The organism is Micromonospora lupini, from assembly GCF_026342015.1.
GTDB classification, from domain to species: Bacteria; Actinomycetota; Actinomycetes; order Mycobacteriales; family Micromonosporaceae; genus Micromonospora; species Micromonospora lupini_B.
The window spans coordinates 387,443-411,688 of sequence record NZ_JAPENL010000002.1 but is presented as its reverse complement, the minus strand read 5'-3'; the positions used below and the strand labels follow the sequence as shown (position 1 = coordinate 411,688).

Annotated in this window: 25 protein-coding genes; 18 read left to right on the top strand and 7 right to left on the bottom strand. The window is 71.0% G+C overall.

The genetic code is table 11. The annotated features are described in order from the left end of the window. From OOJ91_RS16725 to OOJ91_RS16690, 8 genes are all read left to right on the top strand, one after another. On the top strand, positions 1-987 hold the full coding sequence (locus tag OOJ91_RS16725) for an ABC transporter permease (protein WP_266246013.1): 987 nt from the start codon (positions 1-3) through the stop codon (positions 985-987). Positions 988-1,133: 146 nt separating this feature from the next. Then, on the top strand, positions 1,134-2,876 hold the full coding sequence (locus OOJ91_RS16720; protein WP_266246012.1) for an ABC transporter substrate-binding protein: 1,743 nt from the start codon (positions 1,134-1,136) through the stop codon (positions 2,874-2,876). A 149-nt stretch (positions 2,877-3,025) separates the two neighbouring features. Further along, a complete protein-coding gene (locus OOJ91_RS16715) occupies positions 3,026-3,400 on the top strand; it encodes an ArsR/SmtB family transcription factor (RefSeq protein ID WP_266246011.1) in 375 nt (124 codons plus the stop codon). Then, positions 3,397-3,903, top strand: coding sequence for an SRPBCC family protein (locus OOJ91_RS16710; RefSeq protein WP_266246009.1), 507 nt, complete (start codon positions 3,397-3,399; stop codon positions 3,901-3,903). Before OOJ91_RS16715 ends, OOJ91_RS16710 begins: the two co-directional genes overlap by 4 nt. Further along, a complete protein-coding gene (locus OOJ91_RS16705) occupies positions 3,891-4,454 on the top strand; it encodes a dihydrofolate reductase family protein (protein ID WP_266246007.1) in 564 nt (187 codons plus the stop codon). Before OOJ91_RS16710 ends, OOJ91_RS16705 begins: the two co-directional genes overlap by 13 nt. A gap of 136 nt (positions 4,455-4,590) precedes the next feature. Then, positions 4,591-4,962, top strand: a complete 372-nt coding sequence (locus tag OOJ91_RS16700; protein ID WP_266246005.1) for a DUF805 domain-containing protein — start codon at positions 4,591-4,593, stop codon at positions 4,960-4,962. Positions 4,963-5,119: 157 nt separating this feature from the next. Beyond that, positions 5,120-5,689, top strand: a complete 570-nt coding sequence (locus tag OOJ91_RS16695; protein ID WP_266246004.1) for an AAA family ATPase — start codon at positions 5,120-5,122, stop codon at positions 5,687-5,689. Between the two features lie 177 nt (positions 5,690-5,866). Continuing rightward, on the top strand, positions 5,867-6,613 hold the full coding sequence (locus OOJ91_RS16690; RefSeq protein ID WP_266246003.1) for a nuclear transport factor 2 family protein: 747 nt from the start codon (positions 5,867-5,869) through the stop codon (positions 6,611-6,613). 28 nt (positions 6,614-6,641) lie between these two features. Here the strand turns inward: OOJ91_RS16690 and OOJ91_RS16685 are convergent, their stop codons facing one another. The 3 genes from OOJ91_RS16685 to OOJ91_RS16675 form a co-directional block, all read right to left on the bottom strand. Beyond that, complete coding sequence (locus OOJ91_RS16685) at positions 6,642-6,914, bottom strand: DUF1737 domain-containing protein (RefSeq protein ID WP_266246002.1); 273 nt, start codon at positions 6,912-6,914, stop codon at positions 6,642-6,644. A 279-nt stretch (positions 6,915-7,193) separates the two neighbouring features. Next, on the bottom strand, positions 7,194-8,114 hold the full coding sequence (locus OOJ91_RS16680; RefSeq protein ID WP_266246000.1) for an alpha/beta fold hydrolase: 921 nt from the start codon (positions 8,112-8,114) through the stop codon (positions 7,194-7,196). 87 nt (positions 8,115-8,201) lie between these two features. Beyond that, on the bottom strand, positions 8,202-10,346 hold the full coding sequence (locus OOJ91_RS16675; RefSeq protein ID WP_266245999.1) for a S9 family peptidase: 2,145 nt from the start codon (positions 10,344-10,346) through the stop codon (positions 8,202-8,204). A gap of 86 nt (positions 10,347-10,432) precedes the next feature. Here OOJ91_RS16675 and mshB point away from each other — a divergent pair, with 86 nt between their 5' ends. The 3 genes from mshB (at position 10,433) to OOJ91_RS16660 (ending at position 12,358) form a co-directional block, all read left to right on the top strand. Then, on the top strand, positions 10,433-11,359 hold the full coding sequence (gene mshB / locus OOJ91_RS16670; RefSeq protein WP_266245998.1) for an N-acetyl-1-D-myo-inositol-2-amino-2-deoxy-alpha-D-glucopyranoside deacetylase: 927 nt from the start codon (positions 10,433-10,435) through the stop codon (positions 11,357-11,359). Positions 11,360-11,376: 17 nt separating this feature from the next. Beyond that, positions 11,377-11,814 (top strand): hypothetical protein, encoded by a 438-nt coding sequence (locus OOJ91_RS16665; RefSeq protein WP_266245997.1) that lies wholly within the window; start codon positions 11,377-11,379, stop codon positions 11,812-11,814. A 79-nt stretch (positions 11,815-11,893) separates the two neighbouring features. Next, positions 11,894-12,358: a hypothetical protein gene (locus OOJ91_RS16660; protein ID WP_266245996.1), complete on the top strand. Its 465-nt coding sequence runs from the start codon at positions 11,894-11,896 to the stop codon at positions 12,356-12,358. A gap of 131 nt (positions 12,359-12,489) precedes the next feature. On the opposite strand, the gene OOJ91_RS16655 is transcribed toward OOJ91_RS16660, so the two are convergent. After that, positions 12,490-13,488: a GNAT family N-acetyltransferase gene (locus tag OOJ91_RS16655; protein WP_266245995.1), complete on the bottom strand. Its 999-nt coding sequence runs from the start codon at positions 13,486-13,488 to the stop codon at positions 12,490-12,492. Between the two features lie 79 nt (positions 13,489-13,567). Between OOJ91_RS16655 and fdxA the strand changes: the two genes are divergently transcribed. The 5 genes from fdxA to OOJ91_RS16630 are packed head-to-tail and all read left to right on the top strand — an operon-like array spanning position 13,568 to position 17,344. Further along, on the top strand, positions 13,568-13,894 hold the full coding sequence (gene fdxA / locus OOJ91_RS16650) for a ferredoxin (protein ID WP_007464872.1): 327 nt from the start codon (positions 13,568-13,570) through the stop codon (positions 13,892-13,894). Continuing rightward, entirely contained in the window at positions 13,891-14,997 is a 1,107-nt protein-coding gene (dapC, locus tag OOJ91_RS16645) for a succinyldiaminopimelate transaminase (protein ID WP_323178575.1), read from the top strand. Before fdxA ends, dapC begins: the two co-directional genes overlap by 4 nt. 16 nt (positions 14,998-15,013) lie before the next feature. Further along, entirely contained in the window at positions 15,014-16,042 is a 1,029-nt protein-coding gene (locus OOJ91_RS16640; RefSeq protein WP_266245989.1) for a prephenate dehydrogenase, read from the top strand. Between the two features lie 10 nt (positions 16,043-16,052). Beyond that, positions 16,053-16,697 carry an SIMPL domain-containing protein gene (locus tag OOJ91_RS16635; RefSeq protein ID WP_266245988.1) on the top strand — a complete coding sequence of 215 codons (645 nt, stop codon included), beginning with the start codon at positions 16,053-16,055 and terminating at the stop codon, positions 16,695-16,697. Next, positions 16,697-17,344 carry a nucleoside/nucleotide kinase family protein gene (locus OOJ91_RS16630; protein WP_266245987.1) on the top strand — a complete coding sequence of 216 codons (648 nt, stop codon included), beginning with the start codon at positions 16,697-16,699 and terminating at the stop codon, positions 17,342-17,344. The genes OOJ91_RS16635 and OOJ91_RS16630 overlap by 1 nt, the downstream gene beginning before the upstream one ends. 13 nt (positions 17,345-17,357) lie before the next feature. Here OOJ91_RS16630 and OOJ91_RS16625 read toward each other — a convergent pair whose 3' ends face one another. Further along, entirely contained in the window at positions 17,358-17,990 is a 633-nt protein-coding gene (locus tag OOJ91_RS16625) for a dihydrofolate reductase family protein (RefSeq protein ID WP_266245986.1), read from the bottom strand. A 9-nt stretch (positions 17,991-17,999) separates the two neighbouring features. Continuing rightward, entirely contained in the window at positions 18,000-18,557 is a 558-nt protein-coding gene (locus tag OOJ91_RS16620; protein WP_266245985.1) for a sugar O-acetyltransferase, read from the bottom strand. 138 nt (positions 18,558-18,695) lie between these two features. Here OOJ91_RS16620 and OOJ91_RS16615 point away from each other — a divergent pair, with 138 nt between their 5' ends. Continuing rightward, positions 18,696-22,055 carry a S8 family serine peptidase gene (locus OOJ91_RS16615; protein ID WP_266245982.1) on the top strand — a complete coding sequence of 1,120 codons (3,360 nt, stop codon included), beginning with the start codon at positions 18,696-18,698 and terminating at the stop codon, positions 22,053-22,055. A gap of 51 nt (positions 22,056-22,106) precedes the next feature. Here OOJ91_RS16615 and dapD read toward each other — a convergent pair whose 3' ends face one another. Continuing rightward, positions 22,107-23,066: a 2,3,4,5-tetrahydropyridine-2,6-dicarboxylate N-succinyltransferase gene (gene dapD, locus OOJ91_RS16610; RefSeq protein ID WP_266245981.1), complete on the bottom strand. Its 960-nt coding sequence runs from the start codon at positions 23,064-23,066 to the stop codon at positions 22,107-22,109. 78 nt (positions 23,067-23,144) lie between these two features. Here dapD and dapE point away from each other — a divergent pair, with 78 nt between their 5' ends. Next, positions 23,145-24,218, top strand: coding sequence for a succinyl-diaminopimelate desuccinylase (gene dapE / locus OOJ91_RS16605; protein ID WP_266245980.1), 1,074 nt, complete (start codon positions 23,145-23,147; stop codon positions 24,216-24,218). The last annotated feature ends 28 nt before the right edge of the window (positions 24,219-24,246 follow it).

The following is a 24,246-nucleotide window of genomic DNA, read 5'->3' as shown; positions in this document are numbered from 1 at the left end:
ATGATCCGGTTCCTGATCAAGCGGCTGTTCTCCGCGACGCTGACCCTGTTCGCGGTGAGCGTGCTGACCTTCCTGATGTTCTTCGCCCTGCCGCGCGACCCGGTCACCAGCATCTGCTCGAAGAACTGCAACCCGGAGCGCCTGGAGCGCGTCCGCGACGACCTGGGCCTCAACGACCCGCTGATCAGCCAGTACGCCGGTTACATGAAGGGCATCGTCACCGGCCGGGACCTGGGCAGCGCGCAGGGCGGCAGGTGTGACGCGCCCTGCCTGGGCTGGTCGTACGTCTCCAACGAGGCGGTCTCGGACACCATCGGCCGGGTGCTGCCGGTGACGCTGAGCATCGTGATCCCGGCGGCGATCCTCTGGCTGCTGCTCGGCGTGGGGCTGGGCATGGTCTCGGCGCTGCGCCGGGGCACCTGGCTGGACCGCCTGGCCATCGGCTTCTCGCTGACCGGCGCGTCGTTGCAGCTCTACTTCGTGGGCGCGGTGCTGCTGCTGGTGTTCGTCTACAACCTGCGGTGGCTGCCGGTACCCAGCTACACCTCGATCTTCGACAATCCGGCGAAGTGGGCAAGCGGGCTGGTGCTCGCCTGGGTGGCGCTGGCCTTCCTGTTCTCGGCCATCTACGCCCGGCTGTCGCGGGCGCAGATGCTGGAGACGCTGTCGGAGGACTTCGTCCGGACCGCGCGGGCGAAGGGCCTGGCCAAACCCACGGTGTACGGGCGGCACGCGCTGCGCGCGGCGATCACCCCGGTGGTGACCATCGCCGGCCTGGACGTGGGCGGGGCGCTGGGCGGCACGGTGATCACCGAGACGACGTTCGGCATCCAGGGGCTGGGGCGTACCGCGGTGGACGCGGTGCGCTCGGGTGACCTGCCGACCATCATGGCCACAGTGCTGATCGCGGCCGTCTTCGTGGTGTTGGCGAACGTCCTGGTGGACCTGCTCTACGCGGCCATCGACCCGCGGGTGCGGCTGCGCTGAGCCGCCTGGTGTCCGCCACGCCGACCGGTGGCGAAATTTATCGACAACTGTTACACAACTCGTAGGTTTTCTTCCTTACGATCCTCGGGACGTCGGCGGTTCTCGCCCCGGCGAAACCGCACGGCACATGGGTGAAGGGGGTATTCATGAGACCACGCGTGGTGGCTGCCGCAGGCGGCGCGATCGCTCTGGTGGTGGCATTGGGTGCGTGCTCGAAGAACACGGGCGAGGGCACCACTGTGGACACCGAACGGCAGCAGACCGGGGTCATCGCGACCGACCCGAAGGACTCGCAGGGGCCGGCGGCCGAGGTGAGCGGCGCCGCGAAGGGCGGCATCTTCACCATCATCCGGGAGTCGCCGATCTCCCACCTGGACCCGCAGCGCACGTACTCGTTCGCGGGCCTGATGACCAACCCGCTCTTCGCCCGCTACCTGACCACCTGGAAGGACGACGGCAAGGGCGGCCTGGTTCTCGTCGGCGACCTGGCCGAGACGCCTGGCAAGAACGTCAACAACGACTGCAAGGTCTGGGAATTCACAGTCAAGGACGGGGTGAAGTTCGAGGACGGCCGGCCGATCACCTCCAAGGAGATCGCGTACGGCATCGCCCGCTCCTTCGACCCCGACCTCGCCGGCGGCCCGACCTACATCCAGGAGTGGCTGGCCGACACCCCGCAGTTCGACACCAAGTGGGACTTCAAGAAGAACAAGACGTCCCTGCCGCCCGGCCTGAGCACGCCGGACGCCAAGACGCTGCGCTTCGAGTTCGCCAAGCCCCGCTGCGACCTGCCGTTCGCGGCCTCGCTGCCGACCACCGCGCCGCTGATCGCCGACAAGGACACAGGCGTCGACCTGGACAAGCAGCCGTTCTCGTCCGGCCCGTACAAGGTCGCCAAGAACCAGGTCGGCGTGCAGATCACGCTTGACCGCAACCCCAACTGGGACCCGAAGACCGACCCGGTCCGGCACCAGTACCCGGACCAGTTCGTGTGGAGCTTCGGCCCGACCGCGGACGCCGCCAGCAACCGGGTGATCGCCGACAACGGCGCCGACCAGAGCGCGCTCGCCTTCAACAGCGTGCCCGCCTCGCTTGTCGCCAAGGTGGCCGGGGACGCCGCGCTCAAGTCCCGCACCATCCTCTCGCCGACCCCGAGCGCCAACCAGCTCGTCATCAACAACCAGCGGGTCACCGACCTGAAGGTGCGGCAGGCGCTCAACTACGCCATCGACCGCGAGGGCCTCATCAAGGCGATGGGCGGGCAGACCGTCGCCGCGCCGCTGACCACGTTGATGCCGCCGGCCACGATCGGCTACAAGGCGTACGACGCGTACCCGGCGGGCGCCAACGGCAACGTCGACAAGGCCAAGGAGCTGCTCGGTGGCAAGACGCCGGAGCTGGTCCTCGGTGTCGCCGACAACTCGACCGAGCAGCAGCAGGGTGCTCAGCTCAAGGCCAACCTGGAGCGGGCCGGCTTCAAGATCACGCTGCGGAACATCTCGGACGACGCCAAGCTCGACGAGGTCAAGAAGAAGAACAACCCCTGGGACCTCTACATCGGTAACTGGGCGGCGGACTGGCCGAGCGGGGCTTCGATTCTGCCGGTGCTCTACGACGGCCGGACCATCAAGCCCGAGGGCAACAGCAACCAGTCCTACTTCAACGACCCGACGATCAACGCCGAGATGGACCGCATCCAGGCCATGCCCGCCGCCGACCAGGGCCTGGAGTGGGCCAAGCTCGACGAGCGGATCATGAAGGAGCACGCGCCTGTGGTGCCGCTCTTCGTGGATGTGGCCTACCACGTGCACGGGTCCAAGGCGGGCGGGGTCTTCATCTCCAGCGTCTTCGGCTATCCGTCGTTCGTGAACGCGTACGTCACGTCGTAGCTCGCACCGCAGAAACCAAGGGTCCCCTCCCGACAGCGTCGTCGGGAGGGGACCCTTCTGTTTTCGTCGGGACCGCGTCGGCCCGTTCGTTGACAACATCGTTCGCGTCTCAATACACTTAACGAGTTGGTTAAGTGAAGGGAGCTTCGGTGGCTGGTACCGATCAGCTCAGCGCGGTGTTCTCGGCGCTTTCCGACCCAACTCGACGGGCGATCATCGCCGAGTTGGCCGAACGCGACGCCACGGTCACCGAGCTCACCGCTCCTCTGTCGATCTCGATGCCGGCGGTGTCGCGGCACCTGAAAGTGCTCGAGAGCGCCGCGCTCATCTCGCGGTCGCGGTCGGGCAAGTGGCGCGCGAGTCACCTCGAATCCGCCCCGCTGCGCGAGGCCGCCGACTGGATCGCGCGCTACCGGCGGCTCTGGGACGCGTCGCTGACCCGCCTCGACGCCCACCTCGCCGCGGTGCAGGCCGCCGGGCCGGCAACGGACCGGACTGCCGACGACCCCGGGGAGCCCGAATGACCACCGGAACACCGCAGCTCGTCATCTCGCGTGTGTTCGACGCGCCACGGGACCTCGTCTATCGGGCCTTCACCGATCCCGACCACCTGGCGGCGTGGTGGGGCCCGATCGGCAACTCGCTGCCGCGTGACGAGATCGAGTTCGACGTGCGCCCCGGCGGCTTCCAACGGTGGACCGAGGTCAACGCCTCCAACCCCGGCCTTCGCGTGCGCATCCACGTCGACCTCACCGACGTCGCCGACGGCGAACTGCTCGACGGCATCATGCACGTCAGTGGCCGGCTGCCGGAGGGCATCGAGCCGTTCGAGACGAGACTCCGGGTCGAGTTCCACGACGAGGCTGACGGACGGACGCGACTGGAGATCCGCCAGTGGCTCCCCGAACATCTGGCGCACCCCAGCGCGGAGGGTTGGCGCCAAGCGTTCACCAAGCTGGACGCCACACTGACGAATGTCCACGCTGTCGCCACTGATCATCGAGAGGTAGCGGTATGGCAAAGCTGATCTACGTGAACAACGTGTCGCTCGACGGCTACATGGAGGACGAGCGCGGCGCTTTCGACTGGTTCCCCATCGGCGACGAGGTGTTCGCGTTCCACACCGACCTCCTGCGGTCCGCGGGCACGCTTCTCTACGGGCGACGCCTGTACGAGGCGATGGCCCTCTGGGAGACCGATGCCGCTCTGGCAGCGCAGTCCGACCTCACTGCCGACTTCGCGAACGCCTGGCAGGCGGCGGGCAAAGTCGTGTATTCCACGACCCTCACCGCGGTGTCGACTGCCGACACCCGAATCGAACGCCAATTCGACCCCGCCGCGGTACGCGAGCTGAAGGCCACGGCCGACAGTGATCTCACCGTGGGAGGTGCCAACCTCGCCGCGCAGGCTTTCGCGGCCGGGCTGGTCGACGAATGCCAGCTTCTCATCCTGCCCGTCGTCGTCGGCGGCGGAAAGCCAGGGTTGCCGACAGGCATCCGCGCCAACCTCGAGCTCCTCGATGAGCGCCGATTCCGAAACGGCGTCGTACACCTCCGCTACCGCGTACAGGGACAGTGACGGGCAGCCCTGTCCGGCTCGTCGGCGCATGCATGGCTACCTTCACGTGCCTGATCAGCCGTTGACCCCGCGACATCGATCTGTTTGGCTGCCTTCGCGTTGACCATGAGAACCCCTCAAATAACGGGAGATAGCTATGTCCTTCGGTGCCGCAATCAAGTCGGTTCTTAACCAGTACGTCGGTTTCTCGGGTCGGGCCCGCCGGTCTGAGTACTGGTGGTTCGCCCTCTTCACTCTTCTTGTCAGCATTGTCGCCGCCATCCTGGACAGCGCACTGGGATTGACCTTCGAGGGCTCGTCGACCGGCTTCATCGGTCTTATCGCTTCGCTGGCGCTGCTGCTGCCGTCACTTGCGGTCGCGGTGCGACGCCTGCACGACACCGACCGGACGGGGTGGTGGCTGCTGATCGCCTTGGTGCCGTTCGTGGGCGCCGTCGTCCTGATCGTGTTCTTCGTGTTGGAGGGCACCCCCGGAGCGAACCGCTTCGGCCCCAGCCCCAAGCACTGAGCTGTCCACGCCCAGCAGCGTGTGAACATCCCGATCGCCTACCTCAGGCCGTAGCTCGATCGCGGACAGGCAAGGGTCCCTTCCCGACATTCTTGCGGGAGGGGACCCTTCGCCGCCGTGAGCGGTGAGCCACCTGCGGTCCGGGCGGATGTCGGCAATGATGGTGGCGTTCGGTCGGAAGCGGGTGATGATGAGCCAACCAAAACTGTTCCTGACTGTGGGGCTGCCCTGCACGGGGAAGACCACCGCTGCTCGACGCATCGAGAGCGAGCAGAGAGCACTTCGCCTCACGAAGGACGAGTGGGTGAAGGCTCTCTATGGGGACGAGAATCCGCCATCGGCTCAGGACGTGATCGAAGGACGGCTCATCCAGATCGGGCTCCGCGCCCTCGAACTCGGCAACAACGTCGCGATCGACTTCGGTCTCTGGGGTCGGGACGAGCGCTCCGCGCTACGGCAGGCGGCAGCGGACGTCGGCGCGACGGTGGAGATGCGCTACTTCGAACTCACCCCGGCCGAGCAGCGCGAACGAGTCGATCGACGCCAGGCCGAAGCGGCACACACGACGTGGCCCATGTCCGACGACGAGCTCGCCGAGTGGGCTGCCAGCTTCGAGATCCCCACGTCGGGCGAACTGGACGGCACCGAACCCATTGACGACCCGCCGGCTGGATTCGCGACATGGGACGAGTGGCGCACCCACCGCTGGCCCCCGTTGGTCTCTTGACCTCTGCCCCGTGCAGCGCGCCACGACGGCTCGTCGACATGATCAACCCCGCGCCGCGTACGTCCTTCCGAGGACGTGTGATGGAGTACGCGAGGGCGCTGCCCGGGTCGCGTCCAAGGTCACGCTCGATCGTGGATCGAGTGGCCGTCCGGCGCCGGGATACCACTCGATTCAGGATTGAGCGCGATCTTGGGGGTCGGGCCGCGCGCATCGGAGGCTGCAAGCCCAGAAGTCCGCGGCGCGACTCCGCAGAGCGCCCAGGGCGCCCCTGGGATGCGGCGGGCCGGCCCCTCATGGAGTGCGGGGTCCGCCATGGCCCTGGTTGTCGATCTCGGTAGCCGGTTCACCGGCGAACGGCACGACTACGACGAGGGCGTGGTTGTCGTCATGGCCGACCCGGAGGACCACGAATTCTGCCTGGTCCAGTACTACCGCCGACGGTGGCCGCACCGCTTTCGGGACGAGCGGCCGGCTGACGTCGTCGGTCTCGCAGGCGCGGCGTCTGACGTCCGCGCGGCGGCGAAGGCTAGGGTCCGCGTCGTGGACGACACCTCGATAGCCCGGCAGACCGCCCACGCATACGTGGACGTTCTGGAGCGTCGCGACTGGTCTGGATTGGCCGCCCTGCTCACCGATGACGTGGTGTACGAGATGCCGCAGACTCGGGAGCGCATTCGCGGCAGGGACGCTTTCCTGCGGTTCAACACCGAGTATCCCGGCGATTGGCACCTCCGGCCGCGACGGGTGATCGCCGATGGTCGTTCCGCCGCCCTGTTGCTCGACGTCCACGTCGGCGTCGAGCAACAGGACGCGTGCGTCTGGCTCGAGACGTCCGACCAGGGCCTGATCAGCAAGATCATCGACTACTGGCCCGAGCCGTACGATCCACCACCGGGCCGGGAACACCTTGTGCAGCGTTGGTGATCGGACCTCGACAACAGCGGCGTGGTCTCTATCTGGCGCTCCCCTCGGCAGCCTCGGAGCCGACGGAGTGCGGCAGCACCAACGCCTGCGCGGCGATGACGCGTTCGCCGTCGAAGGTCAGCGCCGGCGACCCGTGCAGCTGATAGCCGTGATCGAGAAGGGCGCTGACGCGGGCGCAGAATTCGGCATCGTCCGGCCCCGTGATGAGGCGGTAGCCGAGTGGCTTCGGGGAATCCGACACCAACGCATTGTCCCCGCCCGGCGTGACCACCACCACTGTTCGTTCGTCGGGACTGCGCAAGAACGGGCCATCGTCGTGGTCACTCGTTTCGATACTCTGCGGCGATTCTGCTCTTCGCCGTGCCGTTTCCGCTGTTCGTGTTCAGCGCCATCGGGCCGCGGGAGGCTGTGCCCGTAGCGGGTGCCCAGTTGGTGACCGCACTGCTCATTGTGCAGCCCCGGACGAACCCGGACGCGTGGGCAAGCCGGGCTCCCGCCGTGGCGGACCACCTCTGACAGCGGATCGGGCGGCGCGCGCTCCTCGACCACGAGTGGCGAAGTGGCCGAGCCGTTCCCGCCTTCAGGGACGGCCGATGGAGCGGTCGAGGAAATCGTGGATCATCGGGGCGGCGACGTCGAGCTTGTCCTCCAGCAGGAAGTGGCCGGTGTCGAGCAGATGGAACTCGGCCGACGGCAGGTCCTGCCGATAGGGGTGTGCGCCGGCGGCGGGAAAGACCGGGTCGTTCTGGCCCCAGATGATCAACGTCGGTGGCTGGTGGTCGCGGAAGAAGGCGTGGAATTCCGGGTACAGCGTGACGTTGCTGCCGTAGTCGTAGAACAGATCCAGCTGGATGTCCGCGTTACCGGGCCGAGCGAGCTGCGTGTCGTCGTGGAGCCACCTGTCCGGGTCGAGTCGACTGAGATCGCTCACCCCCGCCGTGTACTGCTGCTTGACGGTGTCGGAGCTGAGGATGAACGCGATGGCCTGACGGTGCTCGTCGGTCTTCTCGGCCCAGTAGGTCTTGATCGGGTCCCAGAACTCGCTCAGACCCTCTTCGTACGCGTTGCCGTTCTGCACGATGAGCGCGCTGACCCGATCGGGCCCCTTGAGGGCCAGCCGGTAGCCGGTCGGCGCCCCGTAGTCGAAGCAGTAGAGCGCGTAGCGATCGACGCCGAGCTGGCCGAGCAGGCCGTCCATGAGGTCGGCGAAATTGGCGAAGGTGTAGTCGAACGTCGACCGGTCCGGGCTGGCGCTGTGGCCGAAACCCGGGAAGTCCGGCGCGATCACCCGGTAGCGGTCGGCGAGCAGGGGGATCAGGTGGCGGAACTGCGACGACGCCGTGGGAAATCCGTGCAGGAGCAGGACTGCGGGGCCGTCGGCCGGGCCTGCCTCGCGGTAGAAGATCTCGATCCCGTTGACGGTCGCCGTGCGGAAGTGCGTGATCGGGAACTCGCCTTCCTGAACGGCGGCGACCGACGGTTTCTGCGCAATGCCCACCATGCTGGAATCCTTTCGGCACAAGGGAAAGCCGGGTCCCGCTTTCGTCAGCATGGCACGCGGCGAAGGGCCCGGTCTGCCGATTGCCGGTCAGCGCAGATGCGTGCGCAGGAAATCCAGTTCCAGCGGGAGCAGGCGTTCGGCGGTGCCGTTCGCGGCCATGTGCGTGGCGCCCGTCAGCGGCAGCACCGCGTGCGGACGACCCGTGCTCAGCAGCGCCGCCGAGAGTCGCAGCGTGTGCGCGGCCACCACGTTGTCGTCGGCCAGGCCGTGCACAAGCAGCAGCGGGCGGGCCTGGTCCGGGCCGATGACCGGCTCCGCGGCCAACTCGATGAGCGAGTGGTGCGCGTACACGTCCATGCCGTCCTCCGGCAGACCGAGATAACGCTCGGTGTACGCGGTGTCGTACAGCGCCCAGTCGGTCACCGGGGCGCCGGCGATGCCGCACTTGAACAGCTCCGGATGGCGCAGCACCGCCAGACCGGCCAGCCACCCACCGAACGACCAGCCGCGCACGGCCACCCGATCCAGGTCCAGGTCCGGGTGCTTGCCGGCGAGCGCGGTCAGCGCGTCGATCTGGTCGGTCAGGATCACGTCCGCCACCCGGCGGTGGATCGCCTTCTCGAACGACGGCGCGACTCCCGGCGTACCCCGGTTGTCGATGGTGACCACCGCGAACCCGGCGTCGGCCCACCACTGCCGCTCCAACCACGCGGCCCGGGCCGCCACCACCTCCTGGTGCCCCGGGCCGCCGTAGATGTCCAGCAGCACCGGTAGCCGCCGGCCCGTCACGTGGTGGTCGGGGTAGAGCACCGCCGCCGGCAGCCGCCGGTCGGTCACCCGCTCCAACAGGGGCAGCGGGGAGTACGGCGGTGTCGCGGCAAGCGACCGCAGCTCGGCCAGCTCCTGCCCACCACGCGACACCGTCCACCGCACCCCGGCGTGGTCAAGCGACGCCGTCCCGACCACAAGCACGTCCCCACCGACTGCCGCCGTGTGCCAGCCCGAGTCGGTGGTGAGCCGCCGGGCGTCCACCCCGCCCCCGATCGTCGTGCGGACCCGGAACAGGTGCCGCTCGCTCGGCTCCCCGTCGCTGGCCTCCACCAGCAGGTCGGCCGGGCCGCTGACGGCAGGCAGCCGACCCACGACCCGCCGCACGTACAGCGACGGGGGAGTGAGCAGGGTGCCGTCGGCGAACAGGCACCGCGCGTCGTACCCGTCGTGGGCCAGTTCGCCGCCGACAAGCACCCGGCCGTCCGGCAGGTGCGCGGGGGTGCCGGCGATCGGTTCCACCCAGCGTGGGTCGGCCAGCTCGGCGTGCACCTGCGTCTCACCTGTGCGCGGGTCCACCGCGAGCACCAGCCCGTGCTGCTGCGAGCGGCGCAGCACGGTGATCAGCGGGCTGCCCTCGCCCCAGCTCACCGCGGTCAGGTACGGGTAGGTCTCCCGGTCCCAGTGCACGTCTACCCAGCCGTCGTCCAGGTCCAGCAGGTGGAGGCTGACCTCGGCGTTCGGGCCGCCGGCCCGGGGGTACGCGACGGCCGTCGGAGGGCTGGCCGGCTCTGCCGGGTCGTGCAGGTGCCAGCGGTCGAGCCGGGACTCGTCCACCCGTGCGGCGAGGACCATCCGGCCGTCCGGTGCCCACCAGTAGCCCCGGAACCGGCCGAACTCCTCGGCCGCTATGTGCTCGGCCAATCCCCAGCTCACCCCGGCGTCCTCGCCGGCCAGCAGGGTGTCCGTGCCATCCGCCTCGATGACCCGCAGCTCACCCCGGCGCACACCACCGGCCGCGTCGGTCACGTAGGCCAGGCGCTCCCCGGTCGGATCCGGTCGGGGATCCAGCACCGGACCGACCGCGGCCACCTCCACCACGTCGCCGTGCACCAGATCGGCCCGGAACAGTCGACCGGCCAGCGCGAACACCGCCACCCGGCCGGCGGCGTCGAGCGCGTACGAACCGATGCCTGCGGCGGTGAGCCGCAGCCGCTCACGCAGCGCCCGCTCACCCGGGGAGAGCACCCGGACGTCACCGTCGGCGCCCAGCAGGGTCGCCGGATCGGCCACCAGGCGTTCCTCTCCGGTCGCCACGTCCAGCAGCCAGAGCGCGTCCGCCGGGTCCTCCGGGCCCGCGGAACGCAGGAAGATCACCCGGGAGCCGTCTTCGGCCACGGAGACAGCGCGCGGCGCGCCGTGGCTGAACCGGCGGGTACGGGCGGCCAGCTCCGGAAAGTCCACAGGCCAAATCGTAGAGCCGCGCCGGGCGTGATGTGGCCGACCTGGGCGGACGCGTCGACGACTCCTGGGGAGAACGGCCGGTTAGAGTGACCGTCGTGACGACGTTGCCCGACCGCCGCCTGCTGCTGGTCCACGCGCACCCCGACGACGAGTCGATCGGCACCGGCTCGACCATGGCCCACTACGCCGCCGCCGGCGCACACGTCACGCTTGTGACCTGCACTCTCGGCGAGGAGGGCGAGATCCACGTTCCGGCGCTCGCGCAGCTGGCCGCCGCCGAGGCCGACCAGCTCGGCGGGTACCGGATCGCCGAGCTGGCCGCCGCCTGCGCCGCGCTCGGTGTCAGCGATCACCGCTTCCTCGGCGGCGCCGGTCGCTACCGCGACTCGGGAATGATGGGCCTCGCGACGAACGACCACCCCCGCGCCTTCTGGCAGGCCGACCTCGACGAGGCCGCCGGGCACCTGGTGGAGATCATGCGGGAGGTACGCCCCCAGGTGCTGATCACGTACGACCCGAACGGCTTCTACGGCCACCCCGACCACATCCAGGCGCACCGGGTGGCGATGCGCGCCGTCGAGTTGGCCGCGGCCGAGGGCTGCGCCCCGCTCAAGGTCTACTGGACGGCCATGCCGCTCAGCGTGCTGGAGGCCGGCATGGCGCACTTCGCCGAATCCTCGGACAATCCGTTCGCCGGCATCCAGGATCTGGCCGAGCTGCCCTTCGGCACCCCGGACGAGCAGATCGCCGCCCGGATCGACGGCACCGACCAGCACACGGCCAAGGAGGCCGCGATGCGGGCGCACGCCACCCAGATCCCGGCCACCTCCTGGCTCTACTCGATCGCCGGCAACTTCGGCGGCGAGTTCATGGGCGTGGAGTTCTTCACCCTCGCGGTCGGCGCGAAGGGCCCGGGCGTCGGCCCGTACGGCTGGGAGGACGACCTCTTCGCCGGGCTGCCCGGAGAGGCCCCCGCGGACCGGTCCCCGGTCGCGGCGGCCGGTCTCCGGTGACCCTCCCCGCCGCGCCGATGTCTGTCGTCGACGATCAGGACACCCCGCCCGAGGCGGGGCCACCGCCGCGCCTGCTGGACCTGGGGCTGCGGGTGAGCGGCGCGATCGTCGTGATCGTGGCGGGGGTCGTGACAGGTGTGCTGGAGCTGCTGCTCGCCACCCTCCGGGTCGGCGGGCAGCTCATCGGGGTCTCGGCGCTGCTCGCCGTCGGCGCCAACATCGTGCTGAGCTGGTTCGCGCACGAGGTGGTCGGCCGTCGCTGGGCGGTGGCGCTGCCTGCCGTGCCGTGGTTCGCCCTGATGGCGGTGGCCGCCATCCGCACCACCGAGGGCGACCTGTTGCTGGCCGGCGACAACTGGGTCGGCCTGGCGATGATCGTGGCCGGCGCGATGACGTTCGCCGTGATGGGTTTCCGTCAGGTCCTCGCCCCACCGCCCACGCTCGGCAGCTGGTGACGTCACACAGGTACGGGTGGTAGATATTCCTGCCAGGGATGTGGCCCCGCGCACGGGGCGTTCGGCAGGAGGTCGTGCGATGGACAGACGGTGGGGGACCATCGGGGTGCTCGCGGGAGGACTGTTCGCGGTCAACGTGGTCGCCCGGCTGATCACCCGGTTCGGTTTCGACGGCGACGACGCTGCCGCGGACCGGGTGTCGCTTGTGATGTTCGTGGTGATCGGGCTGACTCTGGCCGTTGTCGCCTTCCGCTGGGGACGCCTGCGGCCGCTGGCCGAGTGGGCGGGCGATGTGGCAGTCGTGGTGGTGGTGGCCATGGCCCTGACCGTGCTGGTCGGGCCACTTGTGGTCGGCCACAACCCGTTCGCCGGCGGCGCGGGCACGTTCTTCGCCCAGATCTGGCTCTACCTGCTCGCCGGCACCCTCGGGACCATGATCGGGTACCTGGTGGCGACAGCCCTCGGCCTCGACCACCGCTCGCAGCAGCTCAAGCGGTACGCCGAGGTCAAGGCGGCCAAGCCCCGTCGCGTGGTCCGCCGCTGAACGGGTCGCGCGCCGGCGGGCGGGGCGGTGATCGACTCGGCTTCCGGGAAGTCGCGGTGTCGGCCCGGCCGTGATGCCCCGACTTCCTGGAACGCGAGTGGATCACCGCGCGGCCGCGGCGGAGCGTCCGGTCAGTGCGGCGCCACCCGGGTCAGGTACGTGTGGTGGGTGGTGAAGCCGAGCTTCCGGTAGAGGGCCACCGCCGCGGCGTTGTGCTGCTCCACCTGGAGGAACGCGTGTGTCGCGCCGGCCGAGGCGCCCCACCCCGCCAGCGTGTCGATCACGTGTCGGGCCAGCCCCTGCCGGCGTAGCGGCGGCAGCACCTCGATGAGGCTGAGCCCCAGCCAACGCCCCTGACCGGTCACCGCGCCCCGCCCGATCGCCACAAGCGTGTCGTCGACGTACGCGTGGGCGAAGCGGATCTGGTCCACGGCGGTGAGCACGTGGCGGGCGGCATCCGGTAGGCCGCCCTTGCGGCCGGCGGCGACGGCCAGCCACTCGTCGCTCGGCGCGGTCGCCACCTCGACGACCGCACCACCCGGCCCGGCGGTCCCGGCGAGCGGGGCGTCGCCGGTGGGTGGGGTCGGACCGGGGGCGGGCGTCGCCAGGGGGAGCGGCGCGGTCTGTACGAGTGTCGGTGGACGGCTGCCCCAGCCACGTTCGTCCAGCTCGGCGCCGACAGGCGCGGCGAGCGGCAGCGGTGTGTTGATCATTGCGGGTTGGCCCCGATCGGCGTACCAGCGTTCGACCGCGTCCACCGCCGCCGGCAGCGGTCGGTCCGGATCGCCGATCGGCAGTGCCGAGTTGGCCCGGCCGGTCCAGCCCTCGGCCGAGCGCAGCAGCCAGTCACCGAGCCGGCCGCGTGTCGGCGCCGGCCAGGCCTCGTCGGCGGCCCGTTCGAGCGCCACCACCGCCGCGGCGGTGGGCCGACGGGTCGGCGGTACCCGCTTCGCCCGGTGCACCTGGGCCACCGGAACCCGCAGCGGGCCCTGGGCCGTGGCGAGGGTGAGATGAGTCTCGCTCAACTCCACCAGCTCGCCGAGAGCATCGGAAAACAGCGGGCGGCCTTCGCGAATCCCCACAATCCGGCGGACCACGATCCGGTGTCCCACATCCTGCTGTCGGAGCACGATCGACCCCCTCCCCGGCGAGATACTAGGCTCTTACCGTCGCGGGAGATCGCGGCGCGTCTTGCGGAGGAGAAGACCGGTGACCTACATCATCGCCGAGCCGTGCGTGGATGTGCTCGACAAGGCATGCATCGAGGAATGCCCGGTCGACTGCATTTACGAGGGCAACCGGATGCTCTACATCCACCCCGACGAGTGCGTCGACTGTGGTGCCTGTGAGCCTGTCTGCCCAGTGGAGGCGATCTTCTACGAGGACGACGTCCCGGAGCAGTGGAAGGACTACACCGGGGCGAACTACGAGTTCTTCGAGGACCTGGGCTCGCCCGGGGGCGCCTCGAAGATCGGCAAGGTGGAGAAGGACGCCACCTTCGTCGCCGCGCAGCCGCCGCGCGGCGAGGGCCACTGAACCGGCCCGCGCCGGTATCGGCACGGCTGCCCGAGTTCACCTGGGACACCCTGGACGCCGCGGCCACGCTGGCCGCGGCGCACCCGGAGGGCCTGATCAACCTCTCCATGGGCACGCCTGTCGACCCGGTTCCGGCGGTGATCCGTCAGGCGTTGGCTGACGCGTCCGACGCCCCGGGTTACCCGCTGACCGCCGGCACTCCGGCCCTGCGTGACACGATAGCCGCGTGGGTCGCCCGGGCCTGCGGCGCTGGTGTCGACGGTCTCGGCGTGCTGCCCACCATCGGCTCCAAGGAGCTTGTCGCCTGGCTGCCCACCCTGCTCGGCATCGGCCCCGGCGACGTGGTCGTCGTGCCGTCGATCGCCTACCCCACCTACGAGGACGGGGCCCGACTGGCCGGCGCCACAGTGGTCCGCGCCGACTCCCTCACGGCGGTCGGGCCGACCTCGCGCGTCCGGCTGGTGTGGGTCAACTCGCCCGGTAACCCGACCGGGCGGGTGCTGCCCGCGGCGCACCTGCGCAAGGTGGTCGACTGGGCCCGGGAACGCGGGGCGGTGGTCGCCAGCGACGAGTGCTACCTGCCGCTGGGCTGGTCGGCCGAGCCGGTCTCGGTGCTGTCCCCGCAGGTCTGCGGCGGCGACTACACAGGGGTGCTCGCCGTGCACTCGCTCTCCAAGCGGTCCAACCTCGCCGGCTATCGGGCCGGGTTCGTGGCAGGCGATCCGGCTCTCGTCGCCGAGCTGTTGAAGGTCCGCAAGCACGCCGGCATGATCGTGCCCGCGCCGGTGCAGGCCGCAATGGTGGCCGCGTTGCAGGACGAGCGGCACGCCGCCGAGCAGCGGGAACGCTACCGCGCCCGGCGCGAGGTGCTGGCCGCCGCGTTCACCGGCGCCGGCTTCACGGTCGAGCACTCGGAGGCGGGCCTCTACCTGTGGCTCACCCGCGACGAGGACTGCTGGCAGACAGTCGACTGGCTGGCTCGGCGCGGCATCCTGGTCGCGGCCGGTGTCTTCTACGGCCCCTCCGCGCAGCGGTACGTCCGGGTGGCGCTCACCGAGTCCGACGAGCACGTCGCGGCGGTCGCCGGCCGGCTGCGGGCCTGACCCCGGGCGGCCGGCGATGACCGACGGCGTCACCGGGCGGTACGCCACCGTCCGGGCGGCGGTGCTCGGCACCGGCCTGATCGGTGGGTCGCTGCTGCTGCGCCTCGCCGCTGCCGGCCTCGACGTGAGCGGCTGGGACCCTGATCCGTTGACCCGCGAGCAGGCCCGCTCGCGGGGTGTGTCGGCCCCGGCCACGATCGAGCAGGCCGTCGCCGGCCGGGACGTGGTCTTCCTCTGCGGTCCGCTGCCCACGCTGCCCCGGACTCTCGCCGAGGTGGCCGACCTGACCGCGCCGGGTTGTGTGCTGACCGACGTCGGTAGCACCAAGGTCGAGGTGGCTGCGGCCGCCGACCGGCTGGGGCTCACCGACCGTTTCGTACCCGGGCACCCGATGGCGGGCGCGGAGTCCGCCGGCCTGACGGCGGCCTCACCGACGCTGCTGGCCGGCGCCGCCTGGGTGCTCTGTCCGACGACGGGTGCCGCGACTGTCGCCTTCCGCTGGCTGACCGGGCTGCTGGTGGACCTGTTCGACGCCCGGGTGGTGCCGATGTCCGCGCCGGCGCACGACTCGGTGGCCGCGCTCGCGTCGCACGTGCCGCACCTGTTGGCCGGCGCGCTGGCCGGGGCGGTGCAGCGGTCGCCACTACGCGACGCGGTGCTGGCGCTGGCCGCGGGCAGCTTCTCCGACGGCACCCGGGTCGCCGGCACACCTGCCGAGCGGACGGCGAACATGCTGCTCGGCAACCGTGAACGGGTCCTGCACGAGCTGGCCGAGGTCCGGGTGCTGCTGGACGAGCTGGCCGGCGCGCTGCGTGCCGGCGACGCGCCCGCGCTGACCGCCGCATACGCGCAGGCCGGCGCGGCGCGGTCGGCGTTGCGGGGCCGCCGGTTCACCCCGGCGGACCGCGAGTTCCCGGCCGGCGGCGACCACGGCGTGGAGGTGGCCTGGCTGCGTGGGCTGGGCGACGCCGGTGGCCATCTGACGGGCTGCCGGATCGACCCGGACGTCGTCTCCTACCCGGCGTGGCTGCCGGTGGCTGACTAGGCTGGCAGGCATGGCGACGGACGGCCCGGTGGTGCAGGTGCGCGGCGAGGTGACCCGGGAGGTGCCGCCCGAGTTGGCGCGGTTCGCGGTCACCGTGACGGCCCGCGGTCGGGATCGGGAGGCGACGCTGACGCAACTCGCCGAGCGGGCCGCCGCCGTCCGGGTGCTGTTGGACGGTTCCGAGCCGGCGGTGGCCGGGCGGGAGGCCGGCGACCTGTGGGTCCGGCCGCAGACCAAGCGCTCGGGTGAGCGCGTCGTGGGCTGGCTCGGCAGCGTCACCACGACTGTCACCGTCACCGACTTCACCGCTCTGGGTGAGCTGATGCTCCGGCTGGCCGACCAGGACCAGGTCTCGGTGGTCGGCCCCTGGTGGGCGCTGCGCCCGGACAGCCCCGCGCACCGCGAGGCGCGGTACGCCGCGATCAGCGACGCGCTGCTGCGCGCCCGGGAGTACGCGGAGGCGCTCGGCGCCCGCGTCACGGCGCTGATCGAGCTGGCCGACGCCGGTCCGGCCGACCGGCCGATGTTCGCCCGCGCGGGGTTCGACGTCGGTGCGGGCGGCGGGGTGCCCGAGCTGGAGCTGGACCCGCAGCCGCAGACCGTGCAGGCGGCCGTGCAGGCACGGTTCACGATCAGCGATCCGGTGCTGGGCTGATGCCGCCGGCCCGGGTGCTGGCCGTCGACGAGCTGGTGGCGCGGGCGCGGTCACTTGCCGACGCGGGCCCGCGGCAACTGCTCGGCATCACCGGGGCGCCAGGCGCCGGGAAGTCGACTCTGGCCGAGCGGGTCGTCGCCGAGGTCGGGCCGAGCGCCCGGCTGGTGCCGATGGACGGCTTCCACCTGGCCCAGTCGCAGCTGGTCCGGTTGGGCCGCGCCGACCGCAAGGGCGCTGCCGACACCTTCGACGCCAACGGGTACGTCTCGCTGCTGCGCCGGTTGCGCCGATTGGAGCCGACGTCGGTCTACGCGCCGGAGTTCCGCCGGGAGATCGAGGAGCCGGTGGCCGGGGCGATCGAGGTGCCGCCGTCGGTCCGCCTCGTGGTGACCGAGGGCAACTACCTGCTGGTGCCGGACTTTCCGTGGCAGGAGGTCCGGACGCTGCTGCACGAGGTGTGGTTTCTCGACCTGGACGCCGAGCTGCGCCAGCGCCGGTTGACCGCCCGGCACGAGGCGTACGGGCGGTCGCCGGAGCAGGCACGGGCCTGGGCGCTGGGCAGCGACGAGGCCAACGCGGCCCGGGTCACCCCCACGGCCGACCGGGCCGACCTGGTGGTCCGCCTGCCCGATCAGTCGGTGGCCTGAGCGGGACCAGCTCTCACTGGCCGCGGCCGTCGCGGGTCATGTCCCCGGTCTCGGGCGTTCCGGGGTCGAGGCGGTACCGCAGGAGCACCGCGCCCGTGGCGGAGGTGGCGGGCGGCTCGACGAGGGTCAGGTTGGCGGGTACGGCCCCACCGTCGAACACCTTCTTGCCGACGCCAAGCACGATGGGGAAGATCCACAGGTTGAGCCTGTCGAAGAGGCGTTCGCGCAGGAGCGTCTGGACCAGGTTCAGGCTCCCGATCACGTGGATCTTCTCGTGCCTGTCCCGCAGCTCGCGCACGGCGTCGCCGAGGTCGGCGCCAAGCTGGGTCGAGCCGGCCCAGCCCAGGTCGGGGTTGCCCCGTGAGGCGACGTACTTCGGGATGCGGTTGAACAGGGTGGCGATGTCGCCGTCGGTCCCCTCGCCCTGCTTCGGCCAGTACCCGGCGAAGATGTCGTACGTCCGGCGGCCCAGCAGCAGGGCGTCCATGCCCTGCATGCCCTCCATGACCTGTTGGCCGCCCGTCTCGTCGAACAGGGGCGCCTGCCAGCCCCCGTACGGGAATCCCTCCGGATCCTCGTCCGGGCCGCCCGGCGCCTGGGCCACCAGGTCGAGTGTCGCGAAGATGTCGATGTGGATCGTGCCCATGCTGGTCTCCTAGTCGAGTTCGCGGACCGGTCGGGCCGGGTTGCCGACCGCAACCACATTGGCGGGTAGGTCGCGGGTCACCACCGCTCCGGCGCCGACGACTGTGTTCGCGCCGATCGTCACACCGGCCAGCACGATCGCGCCGCCGCCGAGCCATGCATTGTCGCCGATGGTGATGGGTTTGGCGGCCTCCCACTTGTCGCGGCGCGGGCCAGGCTCGACCGGGTGGGTGGGTGTGAGGAGCTGGACGTTCGGTCCGACCTGGACGTCCGCGCCGATGGTGATCGCCGCGACGTCGAGGAAGACCGCGTTGTAGTTGACGAAGCTGCGGGGCCCGATCCGGATCTGCCAGCCGTAGTCGCAGTGGAACGGTGGACGGATCCAGGTGTCCGCACCCAGGTCGCCGAGCAGGTCGCGCAGCGCCGCGAGCCGCGCCGCCGGATCCGCCGCGGGGCTGGTGTTGAAGCGTTCCATCAACCGGGCGGCCCGGTCCAGGTCGGCGATGAGCTCGGGATCGTCGGCGAGGTAGGGCTCACCCGCGAGCATCCGGTCCTTCATGGAGGTCACCCGGTCGATGATGCCCGGTCGGTTCGTCGCCTTGTGTCAGGTCCGTCATATTTCTGGCTTCTTTTTGCATACGCGGTATGCAATTCTGGGTTGTCAATGTGACTCCCGTACATCAAGACGTTTGACGAGGAGGATCCGTTGCACCAGGCAAGAAGATTGGCCGCTCTCGGCCTCGTGTTCGCGCTGGCGCTCTCCGCGCCGGTCCCCGCATCGGCCGCACCCGCCGCACCCGCCCCGCCGGGCGGCGCCGGCGCACAGTCCACGTCGGGTGGACCCATCGCCAACCGTTCGACCACCGTCACGCTGATCACCGGTGACCGGGTCACGGTCACCGCTTCCGGCGCCTCGGTCCGCCGCGGCGCCGGCCGCGAGGGCGTGCGGTTCCTGGTCCAGCGTCAGCGCGGGCGCCTCTCGGTGACACCGACGGACGCGCTGCCGCTGCTGCGCTCGGGTCGGGTGGACCGGCGGCTCTTCGACGTCACCGGGCTGGTCGAGGCGCGCTACGACGACGCCCACCGCGACACCCTGCCGCTGCTGGTGTCGTACGGCTCGGCGGGCACCGCCCGGCGTACCACTGCCGCTCTGCCCGGCACGCGTGTGACCCGCGACCTGCCGGCGATCCGCGGCGCCGCCCTGACCACCGGAAAGTCCTCCCTCGGCGCGGTCTGGGCGACGGTCACGACCGGTCCCGCCGGGGCTCGCCTCGACGCGGCGGGGGGCGTCGAGCGGATCTGGCTGGACGGCCACCGCCGGGTGACCCTCGACCACAGCGTGCCGCAGATCGGTGCGCCCGCCGCCTGGGCGGCCGGGTTCACCGGCAAGGGAGTGTCCGTCGCGGTGCTGGACACCGGCGTCGACGCGACCCACCCCGACCTGGCCGGCAAGGTGGGCGAGGCACGCAACTTCACCGAGGTCCCCGACGCTCGGGACACGGTCGGCCACGGCACCCACGTCGCCTCGACCATCGCCGGCACCGGCGCGGCCTCCGGCGGTAAGTACCGGGGTGTCGCGCCGGACGCGACGCTGCTGGACGGCAAGGTCTGTGAGGACCAGGGCTGTACCGACTCGGCGATCCTCGCCGGCATGCAGTGGGCCGCTGTGGAGAAGAAGGCCGCCGTGGTCAACATGAGCCTCAGCGGCTGGGACACCCCGGAGGTCGACCCGCTGGAGGAGGCGGTGCAGACCCTGACCGCCCAGACCGGCACCCTCTTCGTCACCGCCGCCGGCAACGACGGCCTGGACGGTTCGGTCGGCTCCCCGGCCAGCGCCGACGCCGCCCTCGCCGTTGGCGCTGTGGACCGCGACGACAAGCTTGCCGACTTCTCCAGCCGGGGCCCCCGGGTCGGCGACGACGCGTTGAAGCCGGACATCACCGCGCCCGGTGTCGACATCGTCGCCGCACGGTCCGCCACCGGCGTCATCGGCGATCCGGTCGGGGACCGCTACGTCACCCTCTCCGGCACCTCGATGGCCACCCCGCACGTGGCCGGTTCGGCCGCGCTGCTGGCCCAGCAGCACCCGGGCTGGCGGGCCGACCGGCTCAAGGCCACCCTGATGGCCGCCGCCAAGCCACACCCGGACCAGACCGCCTACCAGCAGGGCGCCGGGCGGGTCGACGTCGCGCACGCGATCACCCAGCAGATCAGCACCGATCCGGTCAGCGTCTCGTTCGGGCGTACGCTCTGGCCGCACGGTGACGACGACCCGATCACCCGCACGGTGACCTGGCGAAACGATGGTCCGGCACCGGTCGGTGTGGACCTGAGCGTCGAGGGCGCCGGCCCCGACGGTCGGGCTCTGCCGGCCGGCCTGTTCCGGCTGGGCGTCAACCGGCTCACCGTGCCGGCGGGCGGCACTGCCGCGACGACAGTCACCGCGGACACCCGGCTCGGCGACGCCGACGGCTACTGGACCGGGCGGATCGTGGCCCGATCCGGGGCGGCGGTCGCGGTCACCCCACTGGCCGTGCACCGCGAGGTGGAGAGCTACACGCTGACCGTGGAGCACCGCAACCGGGCCGGCGCGCGCACCGGGGAGAGCGGAAGCACGCTCGTCGGGCTGGACAGCTTCGCCTGGTGGGACCTCGACAGCGCCGACGGCGTGGCCAGCGTGCGAGTGCCCAAGGGGCACTACGGCCTGACCAGCGTCGTCTACGAGCCGGCACCGGACGGTGCGCAGGGTGCGACGTCAGTGCTGGCGCAGCCCGAACTGACAGTCGACCGGGACACCCGGATCGTGGTGGACGCCCGCCGGACCAAGCCGGTGCGGACGACGATCCCCGAGCCGGGCGCCGTTCCGGAACTGATCGACATCAGTGGCAACTTCACTGCCGACGACGGCAGCGCGTACACCATCGGGATCTGGGCGGACACGTTCACCGGCCTGACCAGCGGTCAACTCGGCAAGCCGGTCTCCGACGAGCGGTTCGTCTCCACGATCAGCAGCCAGTGGATCAAGCCGGACACGGCCAACACCCCCTACCTGTACTCGCTGGCCGAAGCCATCCCGAGCCGGCTGCCCACCGGGTTCGTCCGCGACTACACCAGGCGGGACCTGGCCACAGTCGTGCACCGGTTCCGCGGTGGCCAGCCCGGGCTGGAGGCCGAACGGACCGTGTACCCCGTGCTGGAGTACAACGTCGGCGGCGCCGCCCTGGTCCTGCCCACAGTCGTGCCCGGCCAGCGGGTCGAGCACTACAACACCAGGGGCGTGAAGTGGGAGTCCGACATCTACTTCGGAACGCGGGACGAGGACGGCTGGTTGAACCCGCAGACGGCGCTGTTCTCCGTCCCGACCGCGTACCGGGCCGGGCGGACGGTGCAGGAGATCTGGAACCAGGCCCCGTACGGGCCGTCGTTCCCGGCCCCGCGCTGGCCCGAGGACAGCGTCACCCGCGTCGGTGACACCATCCTGGTCAACCTGCCCATGTTCAGCGACGCCGCCGGGCACCCGGGCGCGTCGCTCGTCGACAGCGAGCGGACCGAGCTCTGGCGCGACGGCAAGCTGGTCGGCGAGAGCGAGTACTCCGGCTACGGCGAGTTCACCGTGCCGCCCGGCACGGCGAACTACCGGCTCGTCACGTCGGCGAAGCGCAGCGTCACCGACCTGAGCACCGAGGTGGAGTCCACCTGGACCTTCCGCTCGGGACACGTCGCCGGTGATACGCCGGCCCGGCTGCCCCTGTCGGCGGTGCGCTTCGCCCCGCCGTTGCGTGTCGACAACAGCGCTCCGGCCGGTCAGGGCTTCGTCGTCCCCGTGCGGGTGCAGCGGCAGCCCGGCGCTCCGGCCGCCCGGGTGGACACGCTCACCGTCGACGTCTCGTACGACGGCGGGAAGACCTGGCGCAACGTGAAGCTGGTCCGCGCCCCCGGCGACGGCTGGTTGGCGGTGCTGCGCCATCCGGCCGCACCCGGCCACGTGTCCCTGCGGGCCACCGCTCGGGACACCGCGGGCAACACGGTGACCGAACGGATCATCCAGGCGTACCTGTTGCGCTGAGGCGTACCCTCGTCGGGTCCGCGGCCGAGCGCCGCGGACCCGGCGGGGTCGTCAGTCGTTGGCGTGCAGGGCGGCGTTCAGTTCGATGCCCCGGCCGGTGCGCGGCCGGGCCTCCAGCGCGCCCGTCACCGAGTTGCGCCAGAACAGCAGGCCGTCGACGCCGGACAGCTCCCGGGCCTTGACCACGCGGCCGTCCGGGAGCGTGATCTTCGACGCGGCGGTGATGTAGCAGCCCGCCTCGACCACGCAGTCGTCGCCGAGCGAGATCCCGACGCCGGCGTTCGCGCCCACCAGGCTCCGCTCGCCGATGCTCACCTTCTCGGTGCCGCCGCCGGAGAGGGTGCCCATGATCGAGGCGCCACCGCCGATGTCGGAGCCGTCGCCGACAAGCACGCCCTGCACGATGCGCCCCTCGACCATCGAGGTGCCCGCGGTTCCGGCGTTGAAGTTGACGAAGCCCTCGTGCATCACCGTGGTGCCGGCGGCCAGGTGGGCGCCGAGGCGCACCCGGTCGGCGTCGGCGATCCGCACACCGGAGGGCACCACGTAGTCGGTCATCCGGGGGAACTTGTCCACCCCGTACACCGTGAGGTGGCGACCGGCGGCCCGCTCGATCACCCGCAGCTCGTCCACCCGCTCCGGGGGGCACGGCCCGGCGGACGTCCAGGCCACGTTTGCCAGCTTGCCGAAGATGCCGTCGAGGTTGAGCTGGTTGGGCCGCACCAGGCGGTGGGAGAGCAGGTGCAACCGGAGGTACGCGTCGGAAGCGTCCTTGATCGGGTCGTCAAGCGAGCCGATCACGGTGACCACCTGGACGGTACGCAGACCGGGCAGCGACCGGTCGCCAAGCGCGCCCGGCGGCAGGTCCAGCACGTCCGACTCGCCCTCACCGGCGACCAGCGGCAGCTCACCCAGGCCCAGCTTGCCGGTCGGATACCAGGTGTCGAGCACCTGCCCGTCGGCGGTGACGGTGGCCAGGCCGATGCCCCAGGCGGAATCTGCGGACGTCACTGTTACACCTCTCGGTCGCGGCCGGGCCGGCCTCGGCTCGCTCCTCGCGCTGACAGACCTGAAGGTACCGTGCGAACCATGGAGAACCCGCTGACCCCCGAGGTCCTCGCCGATCCGGTGCAGCTGACCCGCGTACTTGTCGACATAGAGTCCGTGTCCCTCAACGAGAAGGCGATCGCCGACTGTGTCGAGGAGGTGCTGCGGGGCGTACCGCACCTGTCCACGCACCGACACGGCAACACCGTGATGGCGCGCACCGACCTCGGCCGGTCGCAGCGCGTCGTGCTGGCCGGTCACCTGGACACGGTGCCTCTGAACAACAACTTCCCGTCGACCATGCGCGGCGACCTGATGTACGGCTGCGGCACCTCCGACATGAAGTCCGGCACCGCGTACGCCCTGCACCTGGCGGTGACGCTGCCCGAGCCGCGCTACGACGTGACGTACTTCTTCTACGAGGCCGAGGAGATCGAGTCGCGGTACAACGGGCTGAACCTGGTCGCCCAGGCGTTCCCGGAGTGGCTGGAGGCGGACTTCGCGGTGCTGCTGGAGCCGACGTACGGCATCGTCGAGGCGGGCTGCCAGGGCACCATGCGGTCGGTGGTCACCACGACAGGCGTACGCGCCCACTCGGCGCGCTCCTGGCACGGGGTGAACGCCATCCACGCGGCCGGTGAGGTGCTGCGACGCCTCCAGACGTACGAGGCGCGCAGGGTCACCATCGACGGCTGCGACTACCGCGAGGGCATGAACGCGGTACGGATCAACGGCGGCGTGGCCGGCAACGTGGTCCCCGATCTCTGTGAGGTCGAGGTCAACTACCGGTTCGCTCCGGATCGCACCCCCGCCGAGGCGGAGGCGCACCTGCGTGAGGTGTTCGCCGGTTTCGAGGTGCGGGTGACCGACACCGCGGCGGGTGCTGCCCCGGGCCTGGACGCGGCCCCGGCGAAGGAGTTCCTGGCAGCTGTCGGCGCCGCCCCGATCGGCAAGCTGGGGTGGACGGACGTGGCCCGGTTCGCGGCCATGGGGATCCCCGCGCTGAACTTCGGCCCGGGTGACCCGAACCTCGCCCACCACCCCGACGAGCACGTCGAGATCAGCAAGATCCGGGACGGCGCGGCGACCCTGCACCGCTGGCTCGCCCCGGCCTGACCCGCTCCGGTCGCCCCGGCCTGACCCA

What these genes read in the sequence shown, in the direction of transcription:
- OOJ91_RS16705 (WP_266246007.1), top strand. Translation starts at nt 3,891, where the DNA reads ATGGCAAAGCTGATCTACGTGAACAACGTGTCGCTCGACGGCTACATG.
- OOJ91_RS16710 (WP_266246009.1), top strand. Translation starts at nt 3,397, where the DNA reads ATGACCACCGGAACACCGCAGCTCGTCATCTCGCGTGTGTTCGACGCG.
- OOJ91_RS16720 (WP_266246012.1), top strand. Translation starts at nt 1,134, where the DNA reads ATGAGACCACGCGTGGTGGCTGCCGCAGGCGGCGCGATCGCTCTGGTG.
- OOJ91_RS16625 (WP_266245986.1), bottom strand. Translation starts at nt 17,990, where the DNA reads ATGGGCACGATCCACATCGACATCTTCGCGACACTCGACCTGGTGGCC.
- OOJ91_RS16665 (WP_266245997.1), top strand. Translation starts at nt 11,377, where the DNA reads ATGTCTGTCGTCGACGATCAGGACACCCCGCCCGAGGCGGGGCCACCG.
- OOJ91_RS16680 (WP_266246000.1), bottom strand. Translation starts at nt 8,114, where the DNA reads ATGGTGGGCATTGCGCAGAAACCGTCGGTCGCCGCCGTTCAGGAAGGC.
- OOJ91_RS16695 (WP_266246004.1), top strand. Translation starts at nt 5,120, where the DNA reads ATGATGGTGGCGTTCGGTCGGAAGCGGGTGATGATGAGCCAACCAAAA.
- OOJ91_RS16660 (WP_266245996.1), top strand. Translation starts at nt 11,894, where the DNA reads ATGGACAGACGGTGGGGGACCATCGGGGTGCTCGCGGGAGGACTGTTC.
- OOJ91_RS16640 (WP_266245989.1), top strand. Translation starts at nt 15,014, where the DNA reads ATGACCGACGGCGTCACCGGGCGGTACGCCACCGTCCGGGCGGCGGTG.
- dapE (WP_266245980.1), top strand. Translation starts at nt 23,145, where the DNA reads ATGGAGAACCCGCTGACCCCCGAGGTCCTCGCCGATCCGGTGCAGCTG.
- OOJ91_RS16700 (WP_266246005.1), top strand. Translation starts at nt 4,591, where the DNA reads ATGTCCTTCGGTGCCGCAATCAAGTCGGTTCTTAACCAGTACGTCGGT.
- OOJ91_RS16725 (WP_266246013.1), top strand. Translation starts at nt 1, where the DNA reads ATGATCCGGTTCCTGATCAAGCGGCTGTTCTCCGCGACGCTGACCCTG.
- OOJ91_RS16635 (WP_266245988.1), top strand. Translation starts at nt 16,053, where the DNA reads ATGGCGACGGACGGCCCGGTGGTGCAGGTGCGCGGCGAGGTGACCCGG.
- OOJ91_RS16630 (WP_266245987.1), top strand. Translation starts at nt 16,697, where the DNA reads ATGCCGCCGGCCCGGGTGCTGGCCGTCGACGAGCTGGTGGCGCGGGCG.